The organism is Hydrogenophaga electricum (assembly GCF_030160815.1).
Taxonomy (GTDB): domain Bacteria; phylum Pseudomonadota; class Gammaproteobacteria; order Burkholderiales; family Burkholderiaceae_C; genus Hydrogenophaga; species Hydrogenophaga electricum.
This window is the reverse complement of sequence record NZ_BSPB01000032.1, coordinates 12,402-34,141: the sequence shown is the minus strand read 5'-3', so window position 1 is coordinate 34,141 and position 21,740 is coordinate 12,402. Positions and strand designations below refer to the sequence as shown.

20 protein-coding genes are annotated in these 21,740 nt (G+C 61.9%); 5 read left to right on the top strand and 15 right to left on the bottom strand.

All coding sequences use genetic code 11. The features are described 5' to 3' along the window. Positions 1–5: 5 nt before the first annotated feature. From QQK43_RS16230 to QQK43_RS16200, 7 genes are all read right to left on the bottom strand, one after another. Positions 6–584 carry a shikimate kinase gene (locus QQK43_RS16230; protein ID WP_284308569.1) on the bottom strand — a complete coding sequence of 193 codons (579 nt, stop codon included), beginning with the start codon at positions 582–584 and terminating at the stop codon, positions 6–8. A gap of 21 nt (positions 585–605) precedes the next feature. Then, positions 606–1,010: a hypothetical protein gene (locus QQK43_RS16225; protein ID WP_284308568.1), complete on the bottom strand. Its 405-nt coding sequence runs from the start codon at positions 1,008–1,010 to the stop codon at positions 606–608. 26 nt (positions 1,011–1,036) lie between these two features. Beyond that, positions 1,037–3,124 (bottom strand): type IV pilus secretin PilQ, encoded by a 2,088-nt coding sequence (locus QQK43_RS16220; RefSeq protein WP_284308579.1) that lies wholly within the window; start codon positions 3,122–3,124, stop codon positions 1,037–1,039. 71 nt (positions 3,125–3,195) lie between these two features. Then, positions 3,196–3,753 carry a pilus assembly protein PilP gene (locus QQK43_RS16215; protein WP_284308567.1) on the bottom strand — a complete coding sequence of 186 codons (558 nt, stop codon included), beginning with the start codon at positions 3,751–3,753 and terminating at the stop codon, positions 3,196–3,198. Beyond that, complete coding sequence (locus QQK43_RS16210) at positions 3,750–4,442, bottom strand: type IV pilus inner membrane component PilO (protein WP_284308566.1); 693 nt, start codon at positions 4,440–4,442, stop codon at positions 3,750–3,752. The genes QQK43_RS16215 and QQK43_RS16210 overlap by 4 nt, the downstream gene beginning before the upstream one ends. A 13-nt stretch (positions 4,443–4,455) precedes the next feature. Continuing rightward, positions 4,456–5,064, bottom strand: coding sequence for a PilN domain-containing protein (locus QQK43_RS16205; protein ID WP_284308565.1), 609 nt, complete (start codon positions 5,062–5,064; stop codon positions 4,456–4,458). Further along, entirely contained in the window at positions 5,061–6,140 is a 1,080-nt protein-coding gene (locus QQK43_RS16200; protein ID WP_234266706.1) for a pilus assembly protein PilM, read from the bottom strand. The genes QQK43_RS16205 and QQK43_RS16200 overlap by 4 nt, the downstream gene beginning before the upstream one ends. Positions 6,141–6,363: 223 nt before the next feature. On the opposite strand from QQK43_RS16200, the gene QQK43_RS16195 reads away from it, so the two are divergent. Then, positions 6,364–8,793, top strand: coding sequence for a penicillin-binding protein 1A (locus QQK43_RS16195; protein WP_234266633.1), 2,430 nt, complete (start codon positions 6,364–6,366; stop codon positions 8,791–8,793). A 21-nt stretch (positions 8,794–8,814) separates the two neighbouring features. On the opposite strand, the gene cyaY is transcribed toward QQK43_RS16195, so the two are convergent. After that, positions 8,815–9,138, bottom strand: a complete 324-nt coding sequence (gene cyaY / locus QQK43_RS16190) for an iron donor protein CyaY (protein ID WP_284308562.1) — start codon at positions 9,136–9,138, stop codon at positions 8,815–8,817. Positions 9,139–9,153: 15 nt separating this feature from the next. On the opposite strand from cyaY, the gene lptM reads away from it, so the two are divergent. Beyond that, on the top strand, positions 9,154–9,357 hold the full coding sequence (lptM, locus tag QQK43_RS16185) for an LPS translocon maturation chaperone LptM (protein ID WP_284308561.1): 204 nt from the start codon (positions 9,154–9,156) through the stop codon (positions 9,355–9,357). A 7-nt stretch (positions 9,358–9,364) separates the two neighbouring features. Here the strand turns inward: lptM and msrQ are convergent, their stop codons facing one another. From msrQ to QQK43_RS16160, 5 genes are all read right to left on the bottom strand, one after another. Continuing rightward, on the bottom strand, positions 9,365–9,970 hold the full coding sequence (msrQ, locus tag QQK43_RS16180; RefSeq protein WP_284308578.1) for a protein-methionine-sulfoxide reductase heme-binding subunit MsrQ: 606 nt from the start codon (positions 9,968–9,970) through the stop codon (positions 9,365–9,367). Next, the gene (gene msrP / locus QQK43_RS16175; RefSeq protein ID WP_284308559.1) at positions 9,967–10,968 is read right to left on the bottom strand and encodes a protein-methionine-sulfoxide reductase catalytic subunit MsrP; all 1,002 of its coding nucleotides are present in this window, start codon (positions 10,966–10,968) and stop codon (positions 9,967–9,969) included. The genes msrQ and msrP overlap by 4 nt, the downstream gene beginning before the upstream one ends. A 77-nt stretch (positions 10,969–11,045) precedes the next feature. Next, entirely contained in the window at positions 11,046–12,416 is a 1,371-nt protein-coding gene (gene ccsB, locus QQK43_RS16170) for a c-type cytochrome biogenesis protein CcsB (RefSeq protein WP_234266628.1), read from the bottom strand. Then, positions 12,413–14,551, bottom strand: coding sequence for a cytochrome c biogenesis protein ResB (locus tag QQK43_RS16165; RefSeq protein ID WP_284308558.1), 2,139 nt, complete (start codon positions 14,549–14,551; stop codon positions 12,413–12,415). Before QQK43_RS16165 ends, ccsB begins: the two co-directional genes overlap by 4 nt. A 169-nt stretch (positions 14,552–14,720) precedes the next feature. Then, a complete protein-coding gene (locus QQK43_RS16160; protein ID WP_234266626.1) occupies positions 14,721–15,338 on the bottom strand; it encodes a c-type cytochrome in 618 nt (205 codons plus the stop codon). A gap of 86 nt (positions 15,339–15,424) precedes the next feature. On the opposite strand from QQK43_RS16160, the gene yihA reads away from it, so the two are divergent. Further along, the gene (gene yihA / locus QQK43_RS16155) at positions 15,425–16,135 is read left to right on the top strand and encodes a ribosome biogenesis GTP-binding protein YihA/YsxC (RefSeq protein WP_234266625.1); all 711 of its coding nucleotides are present in this window, start codon (positions 15,425–15,427) and stop codon (positions 16,133–16,135) included. 30 nt (positions 16,136–16,165) lie between these two features. Here yihA and QQK43_RS16150 read toward each other — a convergent pair whose 3' ends face one another. Continuing rightward, complete coding sequence (locus QQK43_RS16150; RefSeq protein ID WP_284308557.1) at positions 16,166–17,071, bottom strand: lysophospholipid acyltransferase family protein; 906 nt, start codon at positions 17,069–17,071, stop codon at positions 16,166–16,168. 99 nt (positions 17,072–17,170) lie between these two features. Beyond that, positions 17,171–18,010 carry a lysophospholipid acyltransferase family protein gene (locus QQK43_RS16145; protein WP_284308556.1) on the bottom strand — a complete coding sequence of 280 codons (840 nt, stop codon included), beginning with the start codon at positions 18,008–18,010 and terminating at the stop codon, positions 17,171–17,173. A 191-nt stretch (positions 18,011–18,201) separates the two neighbouring features. Between QQK43_RS16145 and metK the strand changes: the two genes are divergently transcribed. Both metK and QQK43_RS16135 read left to right on the top strand, forming a co-directional pair. Beyond that, entirely contained in the window at positions 18,202–19,383 is a 1,182-nt protein-coding gene (gene metK / locus QQK43_RS16140; protein WP_234263644.1) for a methionine adenosyltransferase, read from the top strand. A gap of 284 nt (positions 19,384–19,667) precedes the next feature. Next, complete coding sequence (locus QQK43_RS16135; RefSeq protein ID WP_234263645.1) at positions 19,668–21,692, top strand: PAS domain-containing sensor histidine kinase; 2,025 nt, start codon at positions 19,668–19,670, stop codon at positions 21,690–21,692. Positions 21,693–21,740 lie beyond the last annotated feature (48 nt).

The following is a 21,740-nucleotide window of genomic DNA, read 5'->3' as shown; positions in this document are numbered from 1 at the left end:
AGCCCTCAGGATGCCGTCGGCGAAGGCGCTTCGCCTGCAGCGGACGGCCCTGGGCTGCTACCCAGATCCAGCTGCATCATGATCATGTTGACCAGAGTCGCCACGGAAGGCCTTCCCGTGTCGACGACGTAATGGGCCGCATCCCGGTAGAGCGGATCCCTGGCCGCAAAAAGATCCTTCAGCCGCTGCAGCGGGTCATCCACCTGCAGCAGCGGTCGATTTCTGTCGTGGCGCAACCGACGATACACATCCTCGGGCAAAGCGCGCAGATAGATCACCTGGCAATGCTGCTTGAGTTGTACCCGATTGGCTTCACGAAGCACCGATCCACCACCGGTAGACAGCACACCGCGGCCGCTGCCGGTCGTGAGCTCTGCCAGAACCTGTTGTTCCAAATCCCGGAAGCGCTCCTCCCCCTCCCGCTCAAAAAACGTACGGATCGAGCAGCCTATCCGCTGCTCGATCACGTGATCGGAGTCTTGAAAAGGGACGCCCAGACGACGGGCAAGATGCCGGCCAATGGTTGATTTTCCTGATCCAGGAAGGCCGACTAAAGATACAAATTCAACTCTTTCAGCGGGCATTCAAAAATATAGCCAACAAGATCATTCCTGAGGATCAACCTTGATTTCAACAGAAACCATTTGCGAATGGTAGTCAAGAACCGTCACCGAATATGACGCCTTACAATGAGAAACATATGTTGAGATCTCAAATCTCGGATTCTTCCCAGAAAGCTCTTTCGCGGAAGCGCCATCAACATAAATTGAACCCGGGAAATTCGATATAACCCTAAATGGAGGAACACCTCCATTAATCACATGAACGCTTGTTGCCTGCAAGGCGCGGCCGCCAGAACCCTTATCGCACTCGGTCTGCAGCGAGCTCCAATCCACCTCTTTGGGATTGACAGAAAACTCAGTTGCATCTCCTGCATTTTCGCCGCCACCACCACATGCCGAAAGCAAGCCCATCAACGTCAACGAGGTAATCAAAAACAATTTTTGCATAATTCAATTCTCTGCTAAGTCTGAATTCAGCGCGAAACACCACGATCCGAAATAGTCCGCGGCGTGATAAATACCAGCAACTCCGACTTATTCGTGGTTTTGCTGCGATTTTTGAACAAATTTCCAACAACCGGCACATCACCAAGCAGGGGCACCTTGGTGATATCGTTGGTCTCGGTCTGTTCGAAGATACCGCCAATCACGACCGTACCGCCGTTCTCTACCAGAACCTGAGTCTTCACGTGTTTGGTATTGATGGCAATGCCAGCAGTGGTCGTTTCCCCACGCGAATCCTTGTTCACGTCAACATCCAGAATAATGCCGCCTTCCGGAGTGATTTGAGGGGTGACTTCCAACTTCAAATTCGCTTTCCGGAAGGAAACCGCCGTCGCACCACTGGAAGTTGCCGACTGGTAGGGGAACTCCGTCCCTTGTTCGATCAGAGCAGTCACCTGATCCGCTGTCACAACGCGCGGACTCGACACCACCTTACCGCGTCCATCAGCCTCCAATGCCGAGAGCTCCAGGTTCAAAAAGCGATTGGCAGCCGAACTGAACAACGACACCGCAAAACTGGCAGCGCTGAAACCGTTGGCCCCCGTCGAAGGCAGATTGATAAAGCTGGTATTGTTGTTTGTCAACGCGGCAGACGATTGTCCAGTAGTGGTGGCTACGGCATCGTAACTCCCTCCCAAGGCAACGCGATTGACACCGGCAACAGGATAGCCCGCCTCACCCCCTCGCACGCCCCGCAGATCCGCCCCTCCAAGCCGAACGCCGATCGACTGACTGAACCGGTCATCCGCCTCCACAATGCGGGCCTCAATGAGCACCTGCCGAACGGGCACATCCAATTTGGTGATGAACTGCTGAATCTGCTCCAGTTTGGCAGGCACATCGGTAACAAACAGCTGATTGGTACGCGGCTCGGCAATCACGCTGCCCCTGGCAGACAGAATGCGAGAGGATCCACCACCCGTCCCAGCCGAGGTCAGCTGCGTGGCAATGTCGCCTGCCTTCGCATAGTTCAGCTGAAAGCCTTGCGTGCGCAAAATTTCCAGATTCTCCAGAGCAGCACGTGCCTCCAGATCCTGCTTTTCACGTGCAGCAATTTCATCTTTCGGTGCAATCCACAAGACATTTCCCGTCTTGCGCTTGTCGAGTCCCTTGGCCTGCAAGATGATATCAAGTGCCTGATCCCAGGGAACATCCTTGAGGCGCAGAGTCAGCGAACCCGAAACCGAGTCAGAGGTCACCACATTGAAATTGGTGAAATCAGCAATTACCTGCAACAGCGAACGAATCTCGATGTTCTGGAAGTTCAGTGAGAGTTTTTCGCCGTTGTAGCCCGGGCCCTGCGTCAACTTGGTCGGGTCAACCTTCTGCTCCCGAACCTCCAGCACGAACTGGTTGTCGCTCTGATACGCCGAATGCTCCCAGTTGCCACGTGGCGTCACCACCATACGGACACGGTCTCCGGTCTGGCTGCTGACGATCGATTGCACAGGGGTGCCGAAATCGGTCACGTCCAAACGGCGACGCAGACCCTCGGCCAGATTGCTCTGGAGGAACTCCACCACCAGATTCTGACCCTGCTGACGAATGTCAACCCCAACTTGACTGCTGCCAAGCTCCACCACCACACGCCCCGCCCCATCGGTACCCCGACGGAAATCAATGTCACGAATCGCAGAGGCAGTATTCGCTGCCACAGGTGTCGATGCAGCAAAAGAGGTCACCGGCGAGGGCACTTGACCAGCAGCTTGTGGACTGTCGAGCACCACCAGCAAAAATTTGCCGTCGCTTTTTGTCACATAGTTGGCCGGTTGCTTGAGATTGATCACGACCCGTGTTCGATCACCCGCTTGCACCACATTGGCAGACCGGACATTGCCCTGATTGATATCGATCGCACTGCGCCCCAGTCCATTGATCACGCCCGGCAGATCCAAGGCCACGCGCGCCGGCGACTGGATGACAAAACCCGAGGGCGCGCCCGAAAAGGCCTCGGCCAATTCAATGCGAACCACCTCTGAGCCGCCTTGAGACGTCCCTGTCACGGCTTTGATGGCATTCTGCGCATGCGCACAGACACCGGCAGCGGCCAATGCCATCCCCGCCACCAAACTGATCAGAAATCGGCTGCTTTTGGCAGATTGCAGAGTGTCCAAGGGATAGGTCGTTTTCATTTAGATGATTCCTCTTGCAATAGCAACGTCGCAGGCCGCTCGACCCACTCCCCTCCAGGGTCCTGCACCACTTCCCTCAGCACAATTTCCGACTCAGAGATCTTCTGGATACGACCGTAGTTTTGGCCGATGTAATTGCCAGTCTTAACCTGATACAGCAGGTTGTTGACCTTGAGAAGAGCCACTGGCTGCCCTTGTCGGATTAGGCTCCCAACCATTTTCATGGCATCCAAGGGATAGTCCTCCAAAGGTTCTTTGCGCCGATTCAACTCGGCCTCCAGCAACGCTGATCGAGCTTCACCACCAGCCTGAGCACCTCGCAGAACAGCCTCGAGCTTTTCGTTTGCAAAGGGATCCAACGTATCTGCCACCGTGTAGTTCTGCGGCTGAAAGCGTGTGGGCTCGGAGATCGGTTGCAATTTGGGCCTGACGGAACTCCGTTCAGCCACCATCCAAGCCCGAAGATCGGGCTGATCCGACGAAGAGCACCCGGACAACACCATCGTGGCAACACAGGCCATGCTCAGCAAAGTGAATTGGCGCACTCTGCTCATTTTTTGCCACCTTTGGCGTTGGACTTCGGCTTGTTCGCTTGCTCGGAAGCCGCCACCTCAGCCTCATCCAAGTAACGGAAGGTTTTGGCAATACAGGTCATGGTCAGCAAACCATCTCGGTCTTTCACCGGCGACAAGGTCAGATTATTCAGTGTCACAATCCGCGAAAGATTGGCAATGTCCGCGGCAAACATCCCGATGTCGTGATACCGACCCGTCACACGCACGGTAATCGGCAACTCGGCATAGTATTGTTTGACAGAGACTTGACCCGGCTTAAACAGCTCAAACTGCAGGCTTCTTCCCAGCCCTGCCTGATTGATATCGGACAGCAATGCATCCATTTCCGATTTGCTCGGCAGTTGCTTTTCCAGTTGGGTCACATACTGCTGCACCTGCTCCAGCTGCTTCTTCAGTTCTTCAAGACTGACAGCTTGCGCCACTTTCTTCTTGTAGTCAGCACGCAAACTCAACTCGGTTGACCGTTCCTGTTCCAGCGTCTCGTCCACCGATTTGATCAGTGCGAACCACATACCCACGATTACGAGGACGCAGACCAGCACATAAAGCAGGTACTTGGGCAGTGCCGGCCATTGAGAGGGGTCATTAGGGTCCAATCCCACGAACTGCGTCCGCAGATTGCGCACGACAGCGCCCATGTCCGGATTGAATTTCAGGTTCTTTGCCAAGATGACGTTCCCTTCAGCCCTTGGCAGCAGGGGCGGCGGAGACCCCAGTCTTGTTGACATTGGACGAGGGCCTCACCAGTGTCACCCGGATCGTGAAGTTCGAAACGCGGCGCGGATCCCCCTTCGGCCCGACATTTGCCGCCACAATCTCCACCAGCTCCGGGCGCGCAAGCCACTGGCTGGCATTGCCCAGGTTCCTCAACAGTTCCGACACCCGCTCCTGAGACTGAGCGGAGCCCGACAACAGCACATTGAGGTTCTCCTGCTTCATGGAGCTGAGGTAGACGCCATCAGGCAACTGACGCACCAGTTCCTCCAACAGATGCACGGGCAGATTCCGGTCAGCCTGCAAATCCTCTACAGCAGTCTGTCTGGCCCGCAAGGAGGCTATCTGAGCCTCCAGAGTTGCGACGTCCTTGATTTCTGCTTCCAGCTTCTTGATCTCAGCCCGCAGGAAATTGTTGCGGTTTTCCTGGGCGGCGATCTGCCCCTGATACCAAGTGTAGACAGCACCACAAATCAGCCCCCCCAGCAAAGCAGACAAGCCCAGTTGCGTGAAGAACTGCTCCTTGCGCTTCTTCCTGGCCGCTTCACGGTGCGGCAATAGGTTGATGAGAATCATTGGTGGAACCTTCGCAGCGCAAGGCCGGTCGATGTCAGGTACGAAGGCGCTTCACGCGCAATTTTGCGAGCATGCACCCCGGAAGCGATATCCATTCCCTCGAACGGGTTGACCACCATACAGGCAAAGGAGGTCTGGTGCGTCACGGCCTCCTTCAAGCCCGGCAAGGAAGCGCTACCTCCTGCTAGAAGAATGTGATCCACCCGGTTATACGGGGTACTCGTGAAGAAGAACTGCAGCGCCCGACCGATCTCCTGAGCCATGTTCTCCAGAAACGGATTGAGAACCGCCGTCGCGTAGTCTTCCGGCAACTCGCCAGAGCGTTTTTTGGCTTCAGCCTCATCGGCAGAAAAGCCATACTGGCGCACGATCAGTTGGGTCAGCTGCGCCCCCCCAAAGGCCTGGTCGCGCTCGTACACCACTTCTTCGTTGCGGATAACCTGCATACCCGTGGTCACCGAGCCGACCTCAAACAGCGCCACCAGGGAGTCCACACCTTGATTGGGCAGCGACTCGATGACGCGACTGGCAGCCATGCGGGACGCATAGGACTCAACGTCCATGATCACAGGCTTGAGACCCGCAGCCTCGGCCAACCCCTGACGATCAGACACCTTCTCTTTGCGCGAAGCCGCGATCAGCACTTCCACATCCCCAATGGATGTGGTGCTGGGGCCCATGACGCAAAAATCCAGGCTCACCTCGTCCAGCGAGAACGGAATGTATTGATTCGCTTCGGACTCAACCTGCGCTTCCAGTTCTTTTTCAGACAGACCACCCGGCAAGATGATCTTTTTGGTGATCACCGCCGATGCAGGCAAGGCCATCGCCACCTGCTTGGTCTTGCTGCCACTCTTGCGCACCACCCGTCGGATGGCATCGGCCACTTCATCAAACTTTTCGATGTTGCCGTCGGAGATCCAGCCTCGCTCAAGAGGCTCAATGGCACAGCGTTCCAGAACGAAGTCGCCGGCCCGAGTACGACCCAGCTCCACAAGCTTGACACTGGATGAACTGACATCGATGCCGAGCAGCGACGCAGGCTCCCGGCTGAAAATAGACCCCAGTGATATCAAGGCGGCCCCCAAAAAAATACAGGCTGGCAGCACGCCAGACTTAAGGTTTCACTTCAATGCTAGCAGCAAGCCCTTTGAGCAGCAAAGATTTATCGACAACTCTACAAATCGAAACGTTGTCAAAAGCATACGGGAAACCTGCACACTGAGACAGGCTTCGCATCCACCAGTGTGACCTCCGCCACGTCGCAGATTTTTATAATGCGACAACAGAGACCGACCCATGCCTCAAGACCCCTCCTCTTCGTCCTCCAAACCCGCCACTGTCCCCCACTCCCGTCGCCGCTGGACAGCCTGGCTGGGACTTGCTGCAGCATGGGCGCTGGGGTTGGCTGCGGCCGGCGCTCTCAGCATTGTGCTTGCTGTGGGCGTCGCGCTGGCCATTGCCTATCCCAATCTGCCCGAAGTCGCCGACTTGGCCGACTACCGGCCCAAGTTGCCTCTGCGCGTCCTCACAGCCGACGGCGATCTTATCGGCGAATTTGGCGAAGAGCGGCGAAATCTGCTGCCCATCAAGGAGATTCCGCTGGTCATGCAGCAAGCGGTGCTGTCCATTGAAGACGCCCGTTTCTTCGAACACAGCGGGGTCGACTACCGCGGCATGGTCCGCGCGGCACTGGCCAATCTGGGCCAGGCCAAAAGCCAAGGCGGCTCCACCATCACCATGCAGGTGGCCCGCAACGTCTACCTGTCTGCAGAGAAAAGCTACACCCGAAAGATCTACGAGATCCTTCTGACGTTCAAGCTCGAACACCAGCTGACCAAGGAGCAAATTCTTGAGATCTACATGAACCAGATCTTTCTCGGTCAGCGTGCGTATGGCTTCGCCTCTGCGGCGCAGACTTATTTTGGCAAAGACCTGAAAAACGTCACGGTCGCGGAGGCGGCCATGCTCGCCGGCCTGCCCAAGGCGCCGTCTGCCTTCAACCCAATCTCCAACCCCAAGCGAGCCCGCACGCGACAGCTCTACATCATTGATCGCATGCTTGAAAACGGCTTCATCACCCGCCAGCAGGCCGAGGCTGCACGGGAAGAGCCGCTCAAGCTGCGCTCCGCGACCAAGGAAGGCAAGGTCGCAGCCGAATATGTGGCGGAAATGGTTCGGCAGTCCATGCTGTCTCAGTACGGAGATGAGGTCTACACCCGAGGCCTGGTGGTCACCACCAGCATCCGCTCGGTAGACCAGCAAGCCGCCTACAAAGCGCTCCGACAGGGCGTCATGGACTATGAACGTCGCCAGGCCTACCGCGGCCCCGAGGCCTTCATCGATCTGCCTCAGGATGCAGCCGCCCGCGACGATGCCATCGACGACATCCTCAATGAGCATCCGGACAACGGTGATCTGTGGTCGGCCGTGGTCCTTTCGGCCGACTCACGGCGGGTTGTGGCAGTACGCCACGACGGCGAACCCTTCGAGATCACTGGCGACGGATTAAGGCCGGCCACTTCAGGGCTTTCCGACAAAGCGCCCCCGAAGATCCGCATCCGCCCTGGCGCAGTCATTCGCGTCATACAGACAGGTCCGAAAGCCTGGCGCATCACTCAGCAACCTGAAGTTGAATCGGCTTTCGTGGCGATGGACCCCCAAACAGGGGCGATACGGGCGCTGGTGGGTGGCTTCGACTTCCAGAAGAACAAGTTCAACCACGTCACCCAAGCCTGGCGCCAGCCCGGCTCCAGCTTCAAGCCCTTCATTTATTCGGCCGCCCTGGAAAAAGGGGTCACGCCAGCGACGATCGTCAACGATGCGCCCCTGTTCTTCAGTGCGACCGAAACCGGTGGCAAGGCCTGGGAACCCAAGAACTATGACGGGCAGTTCGAGGGACCGATGTCCGTGCGACGTGCGCTGGCCCGATCGAAGAACATGGCCTCGATCCGGATCCTGCAGCTCATCGGTACACAAAGTGCCCAGCAATGGGTCACCCGTTTTGGCTTTGATGCCAGCCGGCACCCTCCCTACCTCACCATGGCACTGGGTGCTGGTGCCGTGACACCCTTGCAGATGGCTTCCGGGTATGCCGTTTTTGCCAATGGCGGCTATCGCGTGAACCCGTCAATCATCACGCGGGTGACCGAAGCCCGGGGCAAGGTGATCTACGAAACGGCAGATCGCCCCCCCCAGGAGGGACAGCGAGCCATCGACGCCCGCAACGCTTTCGTGACGAGCAGCCTGCTGCAGGAGATCACCCGCTCGGGCACGGCCGCGCGGGCGCAGGCCACGCTCAAACGTCCCGACCTCTATGGCAAAACGGGCACCACCAACGACTCGGTGGATGCCTGGTTCGTGGGGTACCAACCCACACTCGTCGCCGCGGCCTGGGTGGGATACGACACGCCTCGCAACCTGGGCAGCCGGGAGACCGGTGGCGGCCTGAGCCTGCCGATATGGATCAGCTTCATGAGCGAAGCGCTCAAGGGTGTCCCCGTGGCGGAGTACAGCCCGCCACCGGGGGTGATCAATGTGGGGGGCGAGTGGTACTTTGAGGAATTTGGTCCCGGCCGCGGTGTGCACGGCATTGGGCTGAACGAACAACCCTGGCCGGGCACGCCCTCAATGGAAGGCACCACAGAAGGCCAGAACGCCTTCCCTTCTGGCAGTCAAGGACAGAACGCCGAAGAACGCCGAAGCATCATCGACCTCTTCAGGAACTGAACTTCACGAAGCGCAGCAGGTTCAGAACCCCAGGGTCTGGCCGGCTTGCGCCGAAGCATGCCGGTCCAGATCGGCGAAAAACTCGCCTTGTCCTTTGGTATCGACCCAAGCCGTGCCGTCAAAGCGGTAATGGAACCCGCCCGCCTTGGCCGCCATCCACACTTCGTGCAGCGGCTTCTGCAGGTTGATCACGATCTGGCTGCGATCAGCGAACACGAGGGTGATCATGCCCCCGACACGCTGATTGTCGATATCGGCGTCGGTGACGTCGTTCAGCCTGTCGCAGGCCAGCTCCACCCGGCGCAAAAGCGCTTCGGCGTGGTCGAGATATTCGGAGTCGGTCATTACAATCCTTGCATCATGAAGCGTCGCCAAATTCTAGGATCCCCGGACAGCCTCACGCGCTCGGCAGCTGTGGCCGCCCTGTTCTGCACCGGGTTGCTGCTGGCTGGCTGTGGGCAAAAAGGCCCACTCTACCTGCCTGCGCCCCAAGGGCAGCCCATCAAGCCGGCGGCGCCGGTCTCGGCCGACGTGATCGAAGAAACCACCCAGCAAGGGCAGTAGTCCCGCCTCAGTGGGCTAAGCGGCGGCGCCTTCGCCACAGGCGCCATGCCAGCAGCGTGCCCAGCAAAACAGCGTAGACAGCCACTTCGGCGAAATCGCTTTTGCCTGCACGCATCCAGTAGAAATGCAGGATGGCCAGAACCGCAACGGCGTACACCCCTCGGTGGAGGGCTCGCCAACGCAAGGCCCCCAGATAGCGGATCACGCGGTTGAAAGACGTTGCCGCCAGCGCCAGCAGCAGCAACCAGGCCAGAGTCCCCACCAAGATGAAAGGCCGCCGGTAGATGTCGGACACGATGTCGGACCATTCCCAGCCCATGTCGAACCACGCGTAAGACACCCAGTGCAGGCTGGCGTAAAAGAACACGAACAGCCCCAGCATCCGGCGAAAACGCGCCAGCACCGCCCAACCGGTGATCTCTCGCAAGGGTGTCACCGCCAGCACCGCCACCAGCATGCGCAAAGCCCAGTCCCCCAAAGAGCGGATAAGCGCTTCTGCCGGGTTGGCTCCCAACTGATCAGCCAGCGCAGCCCAGAACAGGTAGCCCGCCGGCGCCAGCAGCCACAGGAACAGCACCGGCTTGACCACCGGATGGCCGAGCCAGCGCATCAGTAAAAGGTCTTGAGGTCCATGCCGGCGTACAGCGCCCCCACCTGGGCTTCATAGCCGTTGAAGCGCTCAGTTTTGCGCCGCTTGGCGAACAGACCGCCTTCCTCCCCAATCCGGCGTTCCGTGGCCTGGCTCCAACGCGGATGCGGCACGTCCGGGTTCACATTGGAGTAGAAGCCGTACTCCTGCGGCGCCGAACGTCCCCAGGAGTTCACTGGCTGGCGCTCGAGAAAGCGGATTTTCACCAGGCTCTTGGCACTCTTGAAGCCATACTTCCACGGCACCACCAGTCTCACCGGGGCGCCATTCTGGTTGGGCAGGACCTGGCCGTACATGCCCACGGCCAGCAGGGTCAGCGGATGCAGGGCCTCATCCATGCGCAGGCCTTCGATGTAGGGCCAGTCCAGCACCCGCCCGCGCACGCCACGCATCGTGCCAGGATCGGCCAGGGTCGTGAACTCCACGAACTTGGCGCTCCCCTGCGGCTCGACCTTGCGGATCAACTCGGCCAGCGAATAGCCCACCCAGGGGATCACCATCGACCAGCCTTCGACACAGCGCAGGCGATAGACACGTTCTTCAAGCGGTGCCAGCTTGAGCAGGTCATCGATCCCCAGTACCTGCGGCTTGTTCACCAAGCCCTCGACCGCCACCGTCCAGGGCCGCGTCTTCATCGACCCCGCATATTGCACCGGGTCCGACTTGTCGGTGCCGAACTCGTAGAAGTTGTTGTAGCTGCTGGCATGGTCGTACGAAGTCACGCGCTCGACGGTCTGCGCACCCGCCACCGCAGATGGTCGAGCAGCAAGCCGCGGCAAACCGGTCGGCGAAGCGGCCCCCTGCGCCAGCGCATCGCGCGCCGCCCAGGTGGCAAGCGCCACCCCGCCCGCCCCCAGGGCGAGCCGTTGCAACCACTCACGACGCCCGAGGTAGGCGCTTGGCGGCGTGATCTCACTGGGAACGGGGTGCTCGAACCCGGTATCGGCAGAACGGATGATCATGGCGGACTCCTGACTTTTCCAGTCGTCGTTCGAATCCGCAGATTCTTACAAGTTTCTGCAAAACGGGTCCCCCGCTGTCACAGTGCCCCGTAACTGTGCAGACCGGAGAGGAACATGTTGACGCCGATGAATGCGAAGGTGGTGATGGCCAACCCGACCAGCGCCCACCAGGCCGCTACAGTGCCACGCAAGCCCTTCATGAGCCGCATGTGCAGCCAGGCGGCATAGTTGAGCCAGACGATCAGCGCCCAGGTCTCCTTGGGGTCCCAGCTCCAGTAGCCGCCCCAGGCCTCGGCCGCCCAGAGCGCTCCCAACACGGTGGCAATCGTGAAGAAGGCAAAGCCCACGGCAATGGCCTTGTACATCACGTCATCGAGCACCTCGAAACTCGGCAGACGCGAAGCGATGCGGCGGCGGCCAGCCAGGATGCCGCCGACGATGAGGGCGGAGACCCCGAAGTAGACAAACCAGTAGCTGCCGCCCTTGTCGGTCGCTCCCTGGCGGAACACGAGGGGCTCGAAGCACAGCACCACGCCCAGCACCCACAGCGGCGCCAGCTTCCACCAGCGCGTCTCCGTGGCGCTTTGCTTGATCAGGTAGGCAAAACCCAGCATCGCGGCAATGGCAAAAGTGCCATAGCCGATGAAGTTGGCGGGCACATGCAGCTTCATCCACCAGCTCTTGAGTGCGGGCACCAGTGGCTGGATTTCATGCGCTTCGCGCACGACCGTGTACCACAGCAGGAAGCCCACCGCCGCACTGACCACGAGCAGCGCAAACGCGCCCATGCTGCGGGTTCGGTACTGGTCTTCGTAGTACAGGTAGAAAGCGGCCGTCATCCAGCAGAACAGCACAAAGACTTCGTAGAGGTTGCTGACCGGAATGTGTCCGATATCCGGACCGATCTGGTGGCTTTCGAACCAGCGCACCATGGTGCCCACCAGCGCCAGCGTCACGGCCACCCAGGTCAGACGGGACCCCAATCCTTCAAAGGCGGCGCCCCGACCGTCGCGCATGAACATGCCGCCCCAGTAGAACGCCGTGCTCATGAAGAACAGCATGCTCATCCACAGAATGGCCGACTGGCTGGAGAGGAAATATTTGAGCAGGAAGACGTGATCACCCCGCGCCAGATCGGCCTGCCCTTCCGGGCCATGGTAGAGCCAGATGGCCAGCAGCGACAGCGCGGCCACCACCACCATCAGCACCCGCAAAGGGCGCCAGAACCAGCCCAGCCAGATCAGCGAAGGCACCGTGCCGGCCAGAATCCACTTTTCGTAGATGTCCATGGACGCGTGGTAGTGCGCAAACGCCCACAGCCCCCCCGCCACCACCAACAGGGCGAAGAGCCAGTCCCAGGGGTCGCGACGAGCGAAATAGCCAGGCTCCAGCCCGGCGGAAAGGTCTTTGCCGCGTTTGAGGTCGATGGTCCGGGTGGCGGTGTTCATGGGGCTTCTTTCAACAACTGGCGCTTGAGGACATCGAACTCACGGTCCGCGTCCATGGTCTTGCGATTGGTCGACAGGGCCATGCGGGCATCCGCGCCTTCGCCGGCCGGCGTGAGCCAGACCCACAGGCGCCGGTCACGCACGTAGAGCATGGCAAAAATCCCGAGGATCAGCAAGGCACAGCCCAGATAGACGATGTTCTGCCCGGGCGCCCTCGCCACCTGGAACACGCTGGCCTGCACATGGGTGAAATCCTTGAGCTGGAACGCCATGGGCATCGGGTAGAAGAAGCTGTCACTCAGGCTCATGACAGACAGGGTCATGAAACGCTGCGTCTGCTCGCCACGGTCCAGCGGGGGCAGGCCGGCCTTTTCCCGCGACAGCTGCATCAGCTCAAAGAGTGTGCCGTTGAGAATGCGCACGAGCACATCGCTGGCCCGCTCCCGCTCGGCTTCCGGCACGTTGGCCTCCAGAAAAGCCGAAATGGCCTGGAGCCCCCCGCGCACGTCCGGCAGCCCCGGAGGCATCTGCGGGGGGCGCGGAGGCACCTCGGCACCGGCAAAGAGGTCCATGGCCCGAGTAGCCGATGCCCGCAGCGCCTCGGCCAGTTCGGGCCGACCGCCTTCGACGGCGGCCACGGCATAGCGCCGGATTGCCTCGGTCCGCAGGGACGGATCGTCCAGCGCGGCACGCAATCGGGTAAACCCGTCCAGACTGTCGTTCTCGTCGGCGGGCACGCGCAGATAGCGGAAGGGATCGGCCGGGGTTTCACGCATGCCCATCAGGAACATGCGGTCCCCATCGATCTGGACCGGCAGCATGTAGTTGTGGAATTCGATGGCCTGCCCGGCCGCATCACGCAGCTTGTAGGTGATGCTGGGGCCGACATTGCGCAGCACGCGCTCGGTCGCCGTCTTGTTCCCGGCGCCCAGACGGCTCTCGATCGAGGTGCGCAGGTCCACCTTGCGCACATCGACCCCGGACTGCGCGGCATCGTTGCTGAAGTTCTCGACGTTGATGACCCGCAGGCCCGTGTATTCGAGCGACAGCTGGCGGTCGCCGTTGGAGATCGCGGTCGAGCCGCCGATGGTGCCGGACACCTCCAGCGGCTGGACCGCCCCATTGACAGGAACCGCCTGCAGCGTGACGAGCGAACCGCCATCGTCAAAACTCGACTGGTAGATGCTGATGCCTTTGTACTGGGCCGGGTGGTTCACCTCGACCCGCGCAGGCAGCTTCTCGCCCGTCTCGTGGTCGTGGATCACGATGTCGCTGGCAAACAGCTTGGGCATACCGGTGTCGTAGTACTCGACGATGAACTTCTTCAACTCGACGGAAAACGGCAGGTCCTGCAGCAGCACCCCCTGCGCCTGCGGCAACACCGCGGTGCCCGAAGCGGTGCCTTCGGTCACCAGCAGGTTGCCACGGAATGTGGGGTTGGCCGGCGACAACCGGTGCTTGGCCGGCACATCGGCGATCAGCCCACCGCCCAGAAACGGCTCCTTCCCGTTGAACCAGGTCTGCGCGCGCACCACCAGATCGCCATCGAGCAAGCCACCGATACAGATCAGCACGATGGCACTGTGTGCCGCGAGATAGCCGATCTTGTTAGCTGCCCCCGCTTTGGCCGCCACCATCCAGCCCTGCCCACCGGGCAGTTCCCGCGACTGCAGCCGGACCTTCCAGCCCGCGCCCAGCAAGGTCTGCCCAATGCGGTTCGCTGCTGCCTCAGGCGTTTCGCCCAACGCGCCCTCCGCACGGTGCGGAAAGGCCTTCAGGCTCTGTTCGCGAATGTTCTCTTTGTAGGTCTTGAAATCGGCAAAGATCTTGGGCGTGTGGCGAGCGATGCACAGGCTGGTGCTTACCACGAGAAAAGCCAGGATCAGCAGGAACCACCAGGCGCTGTAGACCGTGAACAAATGGGCCCGCCCGAACACATCGGCCCAGAACGGGCCGAACTGGTTGACGTAGTTGTTCAGGGGCTCGTGCTGTTTGACCACGGTGCCGATCACCGAGGCAATACAGATCACGGTCAGCAAGCTGATCGCGAACCGCATGGAAGACAGCAGTTCAGTGACGTCGCGCAGCAGGGGTGACAGACGTCGGGGCCGCAAGCCTTGGGTGGAAACGGTCATGAAAAAGGCCAGACAGAAAAAAGGGCGCGCCCGGATGACCGGAACGCGCCCCGTTGGATGCGCAGAACAAGCGACGGTTCAATGGTCCTATGGAAAACCCGCCCCTTTTGATCAAGGTCAACCGGGCAGCCCCTGCGGGCACCACACCGGCTCCCGCGCGACAACGGAATCAGCGCAGACCGGCGATGTAGTCGGACACGGCCTTGATCTCGCGATCATTCATCTTGGCGGCCACGCCGGTCATCTGGGGATTGTTCTTGCGCACGCCATCGCGGAATGCCTTGAGCTGGGCCTCGGTGTAGACCGCATGCTGGCCCGACAGCCGCGGGTACTGCGCCGGGATGCCCGAACCGGAAGGACCGTGGCAGCCTGCGCAGGCCGGCACCTGCCGATCGGCAATGCCCCCGCGGTAAATGCGCTCGCCCAGGCGGACGAGATCCTTGTCGGTGGCTGCGCCCGTCTTGGGCTGCTGGCCCGCCAGCCAGAAACCGATGTTGCGCATGTCGTCGTCGGACAGCGCGGAAGCAAACCCCTTCATGATCGCGTTGTCGCGCTTGCCGGACTTGAACTCGTGCAGCTGCTTGACCAGGTATTCCGGATGCTGGGCCGCCAGCTTGGGATTTTCCGGCGTGGTCGAATTGCCATCGGCCGCATGGCAGGCCACACAGACCTGGCCGTACTGGGCCGAACCCTTGGCCAGATCGGGCTTGGCCGTACCCTGTGCCTGGGCGCTGAACGACAGGGCTGCCACGGCAGCGGCGCAAAGGAGCGAAGCGGAAATTTTCATTTCGGGGGCGGGCGTCGGTCGGGCGACGAATTCGGTTGAGGAATCGGGCAAACCAACTGATTTTACAATGGGTGACCGGTACCCCAATGTCCCCATCGATCACCATCCCCTCTTCTTCCGCCGATATCAAGGCCGCCCACGGGTGGCTGCACACGGCGCGCTTCCTCACCACGGCACCGCAACTGGAGCACCTGCCTGCGCTGGAGGTGCCCGAGATCGCTTTCGTCGGCCGCTCCAACGCGGGCAAATCGACCTGCATCAACACACTGACCCAGCAAAAACGCCTGGCCTTCGCCTCCAAAACCCCGGGGCGGACCCAGAGCATCAACCTGTTCGCGCTCGGCAAGCAAGGGCAGACCGATGCCGTGCTGGCCGACCTGCCCGGCTACGGTTATGCCGCAGTGCCTCAGGCTGCCAAACTGCGCTGGCAGCGCGTGATGGCCAACTACCTTGTCAGCCGACCCAACCTGTGTGGCGTGGTGCTGCTGTGCGACCCGCGGCTGGGGTTGACCGAGCTGGACGAAGCCCTGCTGGACGTGATCCGCCCCCGGGTGGCCGAGGGCCTGAAATTCCTGGTGCTGCTGACCAAAGCGGACAAGCTCAACCGCGCCGAAGCCGCCAAGGCCCTGTCGATCGCGCGCCTGCAGTCCGGTGGCGGCGAAGCGCGCCTGTTTTCCGCCCTGAAGAAACAGGGCCTGGACGACGTGGCCCTGCTGCTCAGGGCCTGGGCCGATGCGGCCACGGCTGCACAACCGGCACCAGAGGCCCCGCCGACAGCGCCGGACTCGGCCGACTGAGCCCCTCCCGGCGCCCAGGCACCGACCGGATCAGTCCGAGCTGTAAGGAGACGGACTGCCCGGCGGGCGCGTCTTGAAACGCTTGTGCACCCAGTAATACTGCTCGGGGTGCAGCCGGATGAACCCCTCCAGGCGCCGATTCATCTCGGCGGTATCGGCCACGAAGTCGTCAGTGGGAAAGTGCTCCCAGGGCGCATGCACGGTCACCTCGTAACCATCGCGCGTCATGCGTGCCACCACCGGCACCACCCGCCCGCGTGCCATGCGCGCAAAACGCGACAGTGAAGGAATGGTGGCGGCGGTCTGCCCGAAAAACGGCACGAACACGGAATCGCGAGGTCCATAGTCCATGTCGGGCAGCAGGTACAGCGGCTCCCCGGCCCGCAGAGCGGAAACCATGGCTTTGAGGCCCGCATTCTTGGCCACGATGTGCGGCTCGCCGAAGCGCTGCCGCCCACGCGCCATCCAGCGGTCGATGTCGGGGTTCTGCTGCCGCGCGTAGATGCCGCAGAATTTGCGATCGACCAGGGCGGTGAGCGCGATCCAGCCCGCGTCCATGCCGACGAAGTGCGGCGCGAACAGCACGGTCGGCTCGGACGACGCGAGCACCGACGGATCCCCAACCAGCCGCAAACGCCGCCGAACCGTTTCCGGCGACGCCTCCCACAGCCAGCTGCGGTCGAGCCAGGCCTGAAAAAACAGCACAAAGTGGCGCCGCACGGCACGCCGGCGTGCTGCCGGCGCATCCTCGGGGAAACACAGCGCCCAGTTGATTTCGGCGATGCGTCGCCGACGACCGGCCAGCGCATACAACACCCAGCCACCCAGCCACCCGAGGGCCCGCACCCAGCCCAGCGGCCAGCGCGACAGCAATCTCATGGCGCCCAACCCCAACTGATTGGTCAAGGAAAATCTCTGGGCAGTCGGGCGGGGCATGCGGCGATCAGGCGAGGAAACGGAAAAAGGCCATGGGACTGACGGCGGGAGCGACATTCTGCCAATCTTCGGCCGGACACGGCGTTGCGCAGGGCAAGGTCATGCCGGCGCCTTGTACCGGTTGTACGACCACAGGTACTGCGCAGGCTGCTCGGCAACCAGGCGCTCCATGGCTCGGTTGATCTGGGCCGCCGCCAGGCCAGGATCGTCCTCCAAGGCCCCGTCTAGCAGGTTTTCCAGTCCGCGGACGCGAACCACATAGCCCTGCCCCCAGGGCAAGCGCTCGCCCCAGGCGAACAGCAACCTCGCCTGGCCGCTGTGCACCAGGCGTGCAGACAGGGTCATGGTGTAGGCCTCGCGTCCGAAGAAAGGCGCCCAGACCCCTTGCCCGGCAGGCGGCACCTGGTCCGGCAACAGCCCGACCGTGTCGCCGGCCTTCAGCGCCTTGATCAGTTGCTTCACACCCGCCAGCGACGTGGGAGCGGTCAGCAGACCGGGCCGTTGGCGGGACTGTGCCATCAGCTCACGCAACCAGGGCTGGCGCGCGGGACGGAACAGGACCGTCATCGGGCGCTGACTGCCGAAACGTTCGGCATAAGCCTGCGCCGTGACCTCGAAGCAGCCCATGTGGGGCGTCATGAACAGCACCCCCTGACCGGAGGCCTGCGCGGCTTCGATCAGTTCGGCACCGTCCCAGCGCAAGGGCACGGGCGCCCCCAGCCACAGCCGGGGAATCTCCAGCGCCATCTTGCCAGCCTCACCCACGGCAGACCTGGCCACACGCCACCCATAGCCTGCCTGCCGCGCATTGGCCAGCAACCGGCGCCGGTAGCGCGGGGACGACAGGAACGTGATCCAGCCCACACACCAGCCGGCCCCGTGCAACAGGACCAACGGGCACCGCGCGACGGTGCGAAACAGGGCAACAACGAAGTTCAAGACCGAGATGGAAACAGGGTGTCCGGCAAGGGCTGGCTCAGGAGGCCAGCACGCACGGCGCCACAAGCTTGATTAGAATGGAGACATCGCCGAGTTGCTGAACTGATTGCGGGGCGATTCACAAATACCGCTAAAGCGTTCGCCGAACTCAGAAAGACCGGCAACGCCGATTCACCTTCTCTGGAGTTTATATGGCGAGCGATTTTCTCTTCACGTCCGAATCTGTTTCCGAAGGCCATCCCGACAAGGTCGCCGACCAGATTTCCGACGCCATCCTGGATGCCATCTTCGAGCAGGACCCGCGCAGCCGCGTGGCCGCCGAGACGCTGACCAACACCGGTCTGGTGGTGCTGGCCGGCGAGATCACCACCAACGCGCACGTCGACTACATCCAGGTCGCGCGCGACACGATCAAGCGCATCGGCTACGACAACACCGAGTACGGCATCGACTACAAGGGCTGCGCGGTGCTGGTGGCCTATGACAAACAGAGCAACGACATCGCCCAGGGCGTGGACCACGCCAGTGACGATCACCTCAACATCGGCGCCGGTGACCAGGGCCTGATGTTCGGCTACGCCTGCGATGAGACGCCCGAGCTCATGCCCGCGCCGATCTACTACGCGCACCGCCTGGTGGAGCGCCAGGCCCAACTGCGCAAGGACGGCCGCCTGCCTTTCCTGCGCCCGGACGCCAAAAGCCAGGTCACGATGCGCTACGTGGACGGCAAACCGCACAGCATCGACACCGTGGTGCTGTCGACCCAGCACAGCCCGGACCAGTCCGAAACGGCGACCAAGATGAAGCAGAGCTTCATCGACGCCGTGATCGAGGAGATCATCAAGCCGGTGCTGCCCAAGGAATGGCTGCAGGACACCAAGTACCTGATCAACCCGACCGGCCGCTTCGTCATCGGCGGCCCGCAAGGCGACTGTGGCCTGACCGGCCGCAAGATCATCGTCGACACCTACGGCGGCGCATGCCCGCACGGCGGCGGTGCCTTCTCGGGCAAGGATCCGTCGAAGGTGGACCGCTCGGCCGCCTACGCCGCGCGCTACGTGGCCAAGAACGTGGTGGCCGCGGGCCTGGCGCGCCAGTGCCAGATCCAGGTCGCCTACGCCATCGGCGTGGCGCGCCCGATGAACGTGACCGTCTACACCGAAGGCACTGGCGTCATCCCCGACGAGCAGATCGCCCAACTGGTGCAGGAGCACTTCGACCTGCGCCCGAAAGGCATCATCCAGATGCTGGACCTGCTGCGCCCGATCTACGCCAAGACCGCGGCCTATGGCCACTTCGGCCGCGAAGAGCCCGAGTTCAGCTGGGAGCGCACGGACAAGGCCGCTGCACTGCGCGCATCGGCAGGCCTCTGAACCGACCGCCTGTCGGACCCGGGCGCCCCCCCGGTAGCCGCCGGGCGTCCGCCTGAAAAGCCCGGCCTGTCGGCGATACCGGCAGGCCGGGCTTCTTTCCGGGGCTACCGACCGGCACCCGATACCCCCATCCCGAGATCAAGTATTGCGCTCCCCAACATGGGGAAAACCGGGTAGAAACCCCTTCATATCCCGGCTTGCCTAGACTGAAGTTTGGCCGGAATCATCCGATATGCCACGAACAGGCATGCTTGCCTGCCACGCAACGATCCGGAGCACCGAACATGGATGACCCTGTCTGCCCAGACAGCCCCCTCGCCTCTGACGCGGCTGCGCAAACCCTGGCCCTTTACGATCAAGCCCCCTGCGGTCTGCTGTCTTTCGACACCGACCTGCGTCTCGTGCGCGTCAACGGCACGCTATTGCGCTGGCTCGGCTACGAAGCCCCCGAGCTGGTGCAAACCTGTCTGCTGGACCATGTCGACGCGGCCGGACACCCGGCCCTGCAGCTGCATGCACAGGCACTCACCGAACAGCTGCCGGCCCCGCCGGTCGAGCTGGAGCTGTGCTGCAAAGGCGGTGGCCGCGTGCAGGCCCTGCTGACCTCCGTGCCCACGCTCGACGCCGGCGGCCGGTTCGTCTGCAGCAACTCCACCCTCATGGACATCAGTGAGCGCAAGGGCGTGGAACAACGCCTGGCTGCGCACGACCGGTTCCTGCAGACCTTCATCAACCGCATTCCGACCCACCTGGCCTATTACGACAAGGACCTGATCTGCCGCTACAGCAACACCGCGCATGCGGCGCGCAGTGGCAAGACACCTCCCGAAATGGTGGGCAGCCACCTGAGCCAGCTCGTCCCGCCGGAACTGCTGCCGGAGATCCTGCCCCACGTGGCCCAGGCTTTGAGCGGACAGCCGCAGAACTTTGAAGCCGAGCGCCAGTGGACGGACGGCACCCGCCACTTCTACGAAGTGCACTACCTCCCCGACATGGACAACGGCGAGGTCGTGGGCATCTTCATCGAGCAGCACGACATCTCGGAACGCCGCCAGACCGAAGAGTTCGTGCTCGAAGCCAATCGCGACCTTGAAGAGCACGTGCGCGAACGCACGGCCGAGTTGTTCCAGAGCGAGCAGCGCTTCCGCCTGATGGTGGATGCGATTCACGATTACTGCATCTATTTCGTCGACGAGGAAGGCCGCATCACCGAATGGAGCGAAAGCGCCCAGCGCATGCACGGGCATGGCAAGGCGGAGATCGTCGGCAAGTCCTACAAGCACCTGCTGGCGGCCGACAACGCGGGAGAAGACGAAACCGACCCGGACCAGGTGCTGCGCCTGGCCAAGACCCATGGCCAGTGGGAGACCCGGGGCTGGCGCCTGCGCGACGATGGCTCCCGGTTCTGGGCCCACACCGTGCTGACCGCCCTGCGCAACGAGGCCGGTGACCTGCAGGGCCTGTCGAGCATCACGCGCGACATGACCGCCGCCAAGAGCCTGGAGGACGTGATGAACGACCTCAACCGCGAGCTGGAGCAGCGCGTGGCCGAGCGCACGCAGCAGCTGGTGGCTGCCAACAAGGATCTGGACGTGTTCTCGCACATGGTGTCGCACGACCTGCGCGCACCGCTGCGCCACATCAGCAGCTTCGTGACGCTGTTGCAGGAACAGATGAGCGGCCACCCGGACCCGATCAGCCAGCAGTACCTGGGCTCCATCGTCAAGGCCAGCAAGCGCATGAGCCTGATGATTGAAGGCCTGCTCGAATACGCCCGACTCGGCCGCGTGAACATCGAGTCGCAGCCGGTGCCGCTCAAGCCCCTGGTCGACGGTGTCATCGGCCACCTCCGGCAGGAACACGCGACGCGCACCATCGAATGGGTGCTGGAAGAAGACCTGCCCGTGGTCCGCGGCGACGCCATGCTGCTGGCCGAGGTGTTCACCAACCTGCTGGAAAACTCGGTCAAATACACCCGCACCCGCGAGCAGGCCCGCATCGAGATCGGCTGGCGCGTCAACCCCGTGGGCGGACGCACCTTCTACGTGAACGACAACGGCGTCGGCTTCGACCTGACCAAGGCGCACAACCTGTTCGTGATGTTCCAGCGCCAGCACCACTCGATGGACTTTGAAGGCACGGGCACCGGTTTGGCCTTGTCGCAGCGCATCATCGAACGCCACGGCGGGCGCATCTGGGCGGAGACCTCGCCCAATGAGGGCTGCACGTTCTACTTCACGCTGCCGTTCGAAGGCCTGGATGCCGAGCTGGAATTCCCCAGTTCGACCATGGCCGAGCTGCCGCTCTGAGACCCCAAAGCCCGAGCATCTCCCCCAAAAAAAGCCCATTCGCCAACA

What these genes read in the sequence shown, in the direction of transcription:
- QQK43_RS16195 (WP_234266633.1), top strand. Translation starts at nt 6,364, where the DNA reads ATGCCTCAAGACCCCTCCTCTTCGTCCTCCAAACCCGCCACTGTCCCC.
- QQK43_RS16150 (WP_284308557.1), bottom strand. Translation starts at nt 17,071, where the DNA reads ATGCCCCGCCCGACTGCCCAGAGATTTTCCTTGACCAATCAGTTGGGG.
- QQK43_RS16165 (WP_284308558.1), bottom strand. Translation starts at nt 14,551, where the DNA reads ATGACCGTTTCCACCCAAGGCTTGCGGCCCCGACGTCTGTCACCCCTG.
- yihA (WP_234266625.1), top strand. Translation starts at nt 15,425, where the DNA reads ATGTCCCCATCGATCACCATCCCCTCTTCTTCCGCCGATATCAAGGCC.
- QQK43_RS16225 (WP_284308568.1), bottom strand. Translation starts at nt 1,010, where the DNA reads ATGCAAAAATTGTTTTTGATTACCTCGTTGACGTTGATGGGCTTGCTT.
- msrP (WP_284308559.1), bottom strand. Translation starts at nt 10,968, where the DNA reads ATGATCATCCGTTCTGCCGATACCGGGTTCGAGCACCCCGTTCCCAGT.
- QQK43_RS16160 (WP_234266626.1), bottom strand. Translation starts at nt 15,338, where the DNA reads ATGAAAATTTCCGCTTCGCTCCTTTGCGCCGCTGCCGTGGCAGCCCTG.
- QQK43_RS16215 (WP_284308567.1), bottom strand. Translation starts at nt 3,753, where the DNA reads ATGAGCAGAGTGCGCCAATTCACTTTGCTGAGCATGGCCTGTGTTGCC.
- QQK43_RS16135 (WP_234263645.1), top strand. Translation starts at nt 19,668, where the DNA reads ATGGATGACCCTGTCTGCCCAGACAGCCCCCTCGCCTCTGACGCGGCT.
- cyaY (WP_284308562.1), bottom strand. Translation starts at nt 9,138, where the DNA reads ATGACCGACTCCGAATATCTCGACCACGCCGAAGCGCTTTTGCGCCGG.
- QQK43_RS16230 (WP_284308569.1), bottom strand. Translation starts at nt 584, where the DNA reads ATGCCCGCTGAAAGAGTTGAATTTGTATCTTTAGTCGGCCTTCCTGGA.
- metK (WP_234263644.1), top strand. Translation starts at nt 18,202, where the DNA reads ATGGCGAGCGATTTTCTCTTCACGTCCGAATCTGTTTCCGAAGGCCAT.
- QQK43_RS16205 (WP_284308565.1), bottom strand. Translation starts at nt 5,064, where the DNA reads ATGATTCTCATCAACCTATTGCCGCACCGTGAAGCGGCCAGGAAGAAG.
- ccsB (WP_234266628.1), bottom strand. Translation starts at nt 12,416, where the DNA reads ATGAACACCGCCACCCGGACCATCGACCTCAAACGCGGCAAAGACCTT.
- lptM (WP_284308561.1), top strand. Translation starts at nt 9,154, where the DNA reads ATGAAGCGTCGCCAAATTCTAGGATCCCCGGACAGCCTCACGCGCTCG.
- QQK43_RS16220 (WP_284308579.1), bottom strand. Translation starts at nt 3,124, where the DNA reads ATGGCATTGGCCGCTGCCGGTGTCTGTGCGCATGCGCAGAATGCCATC.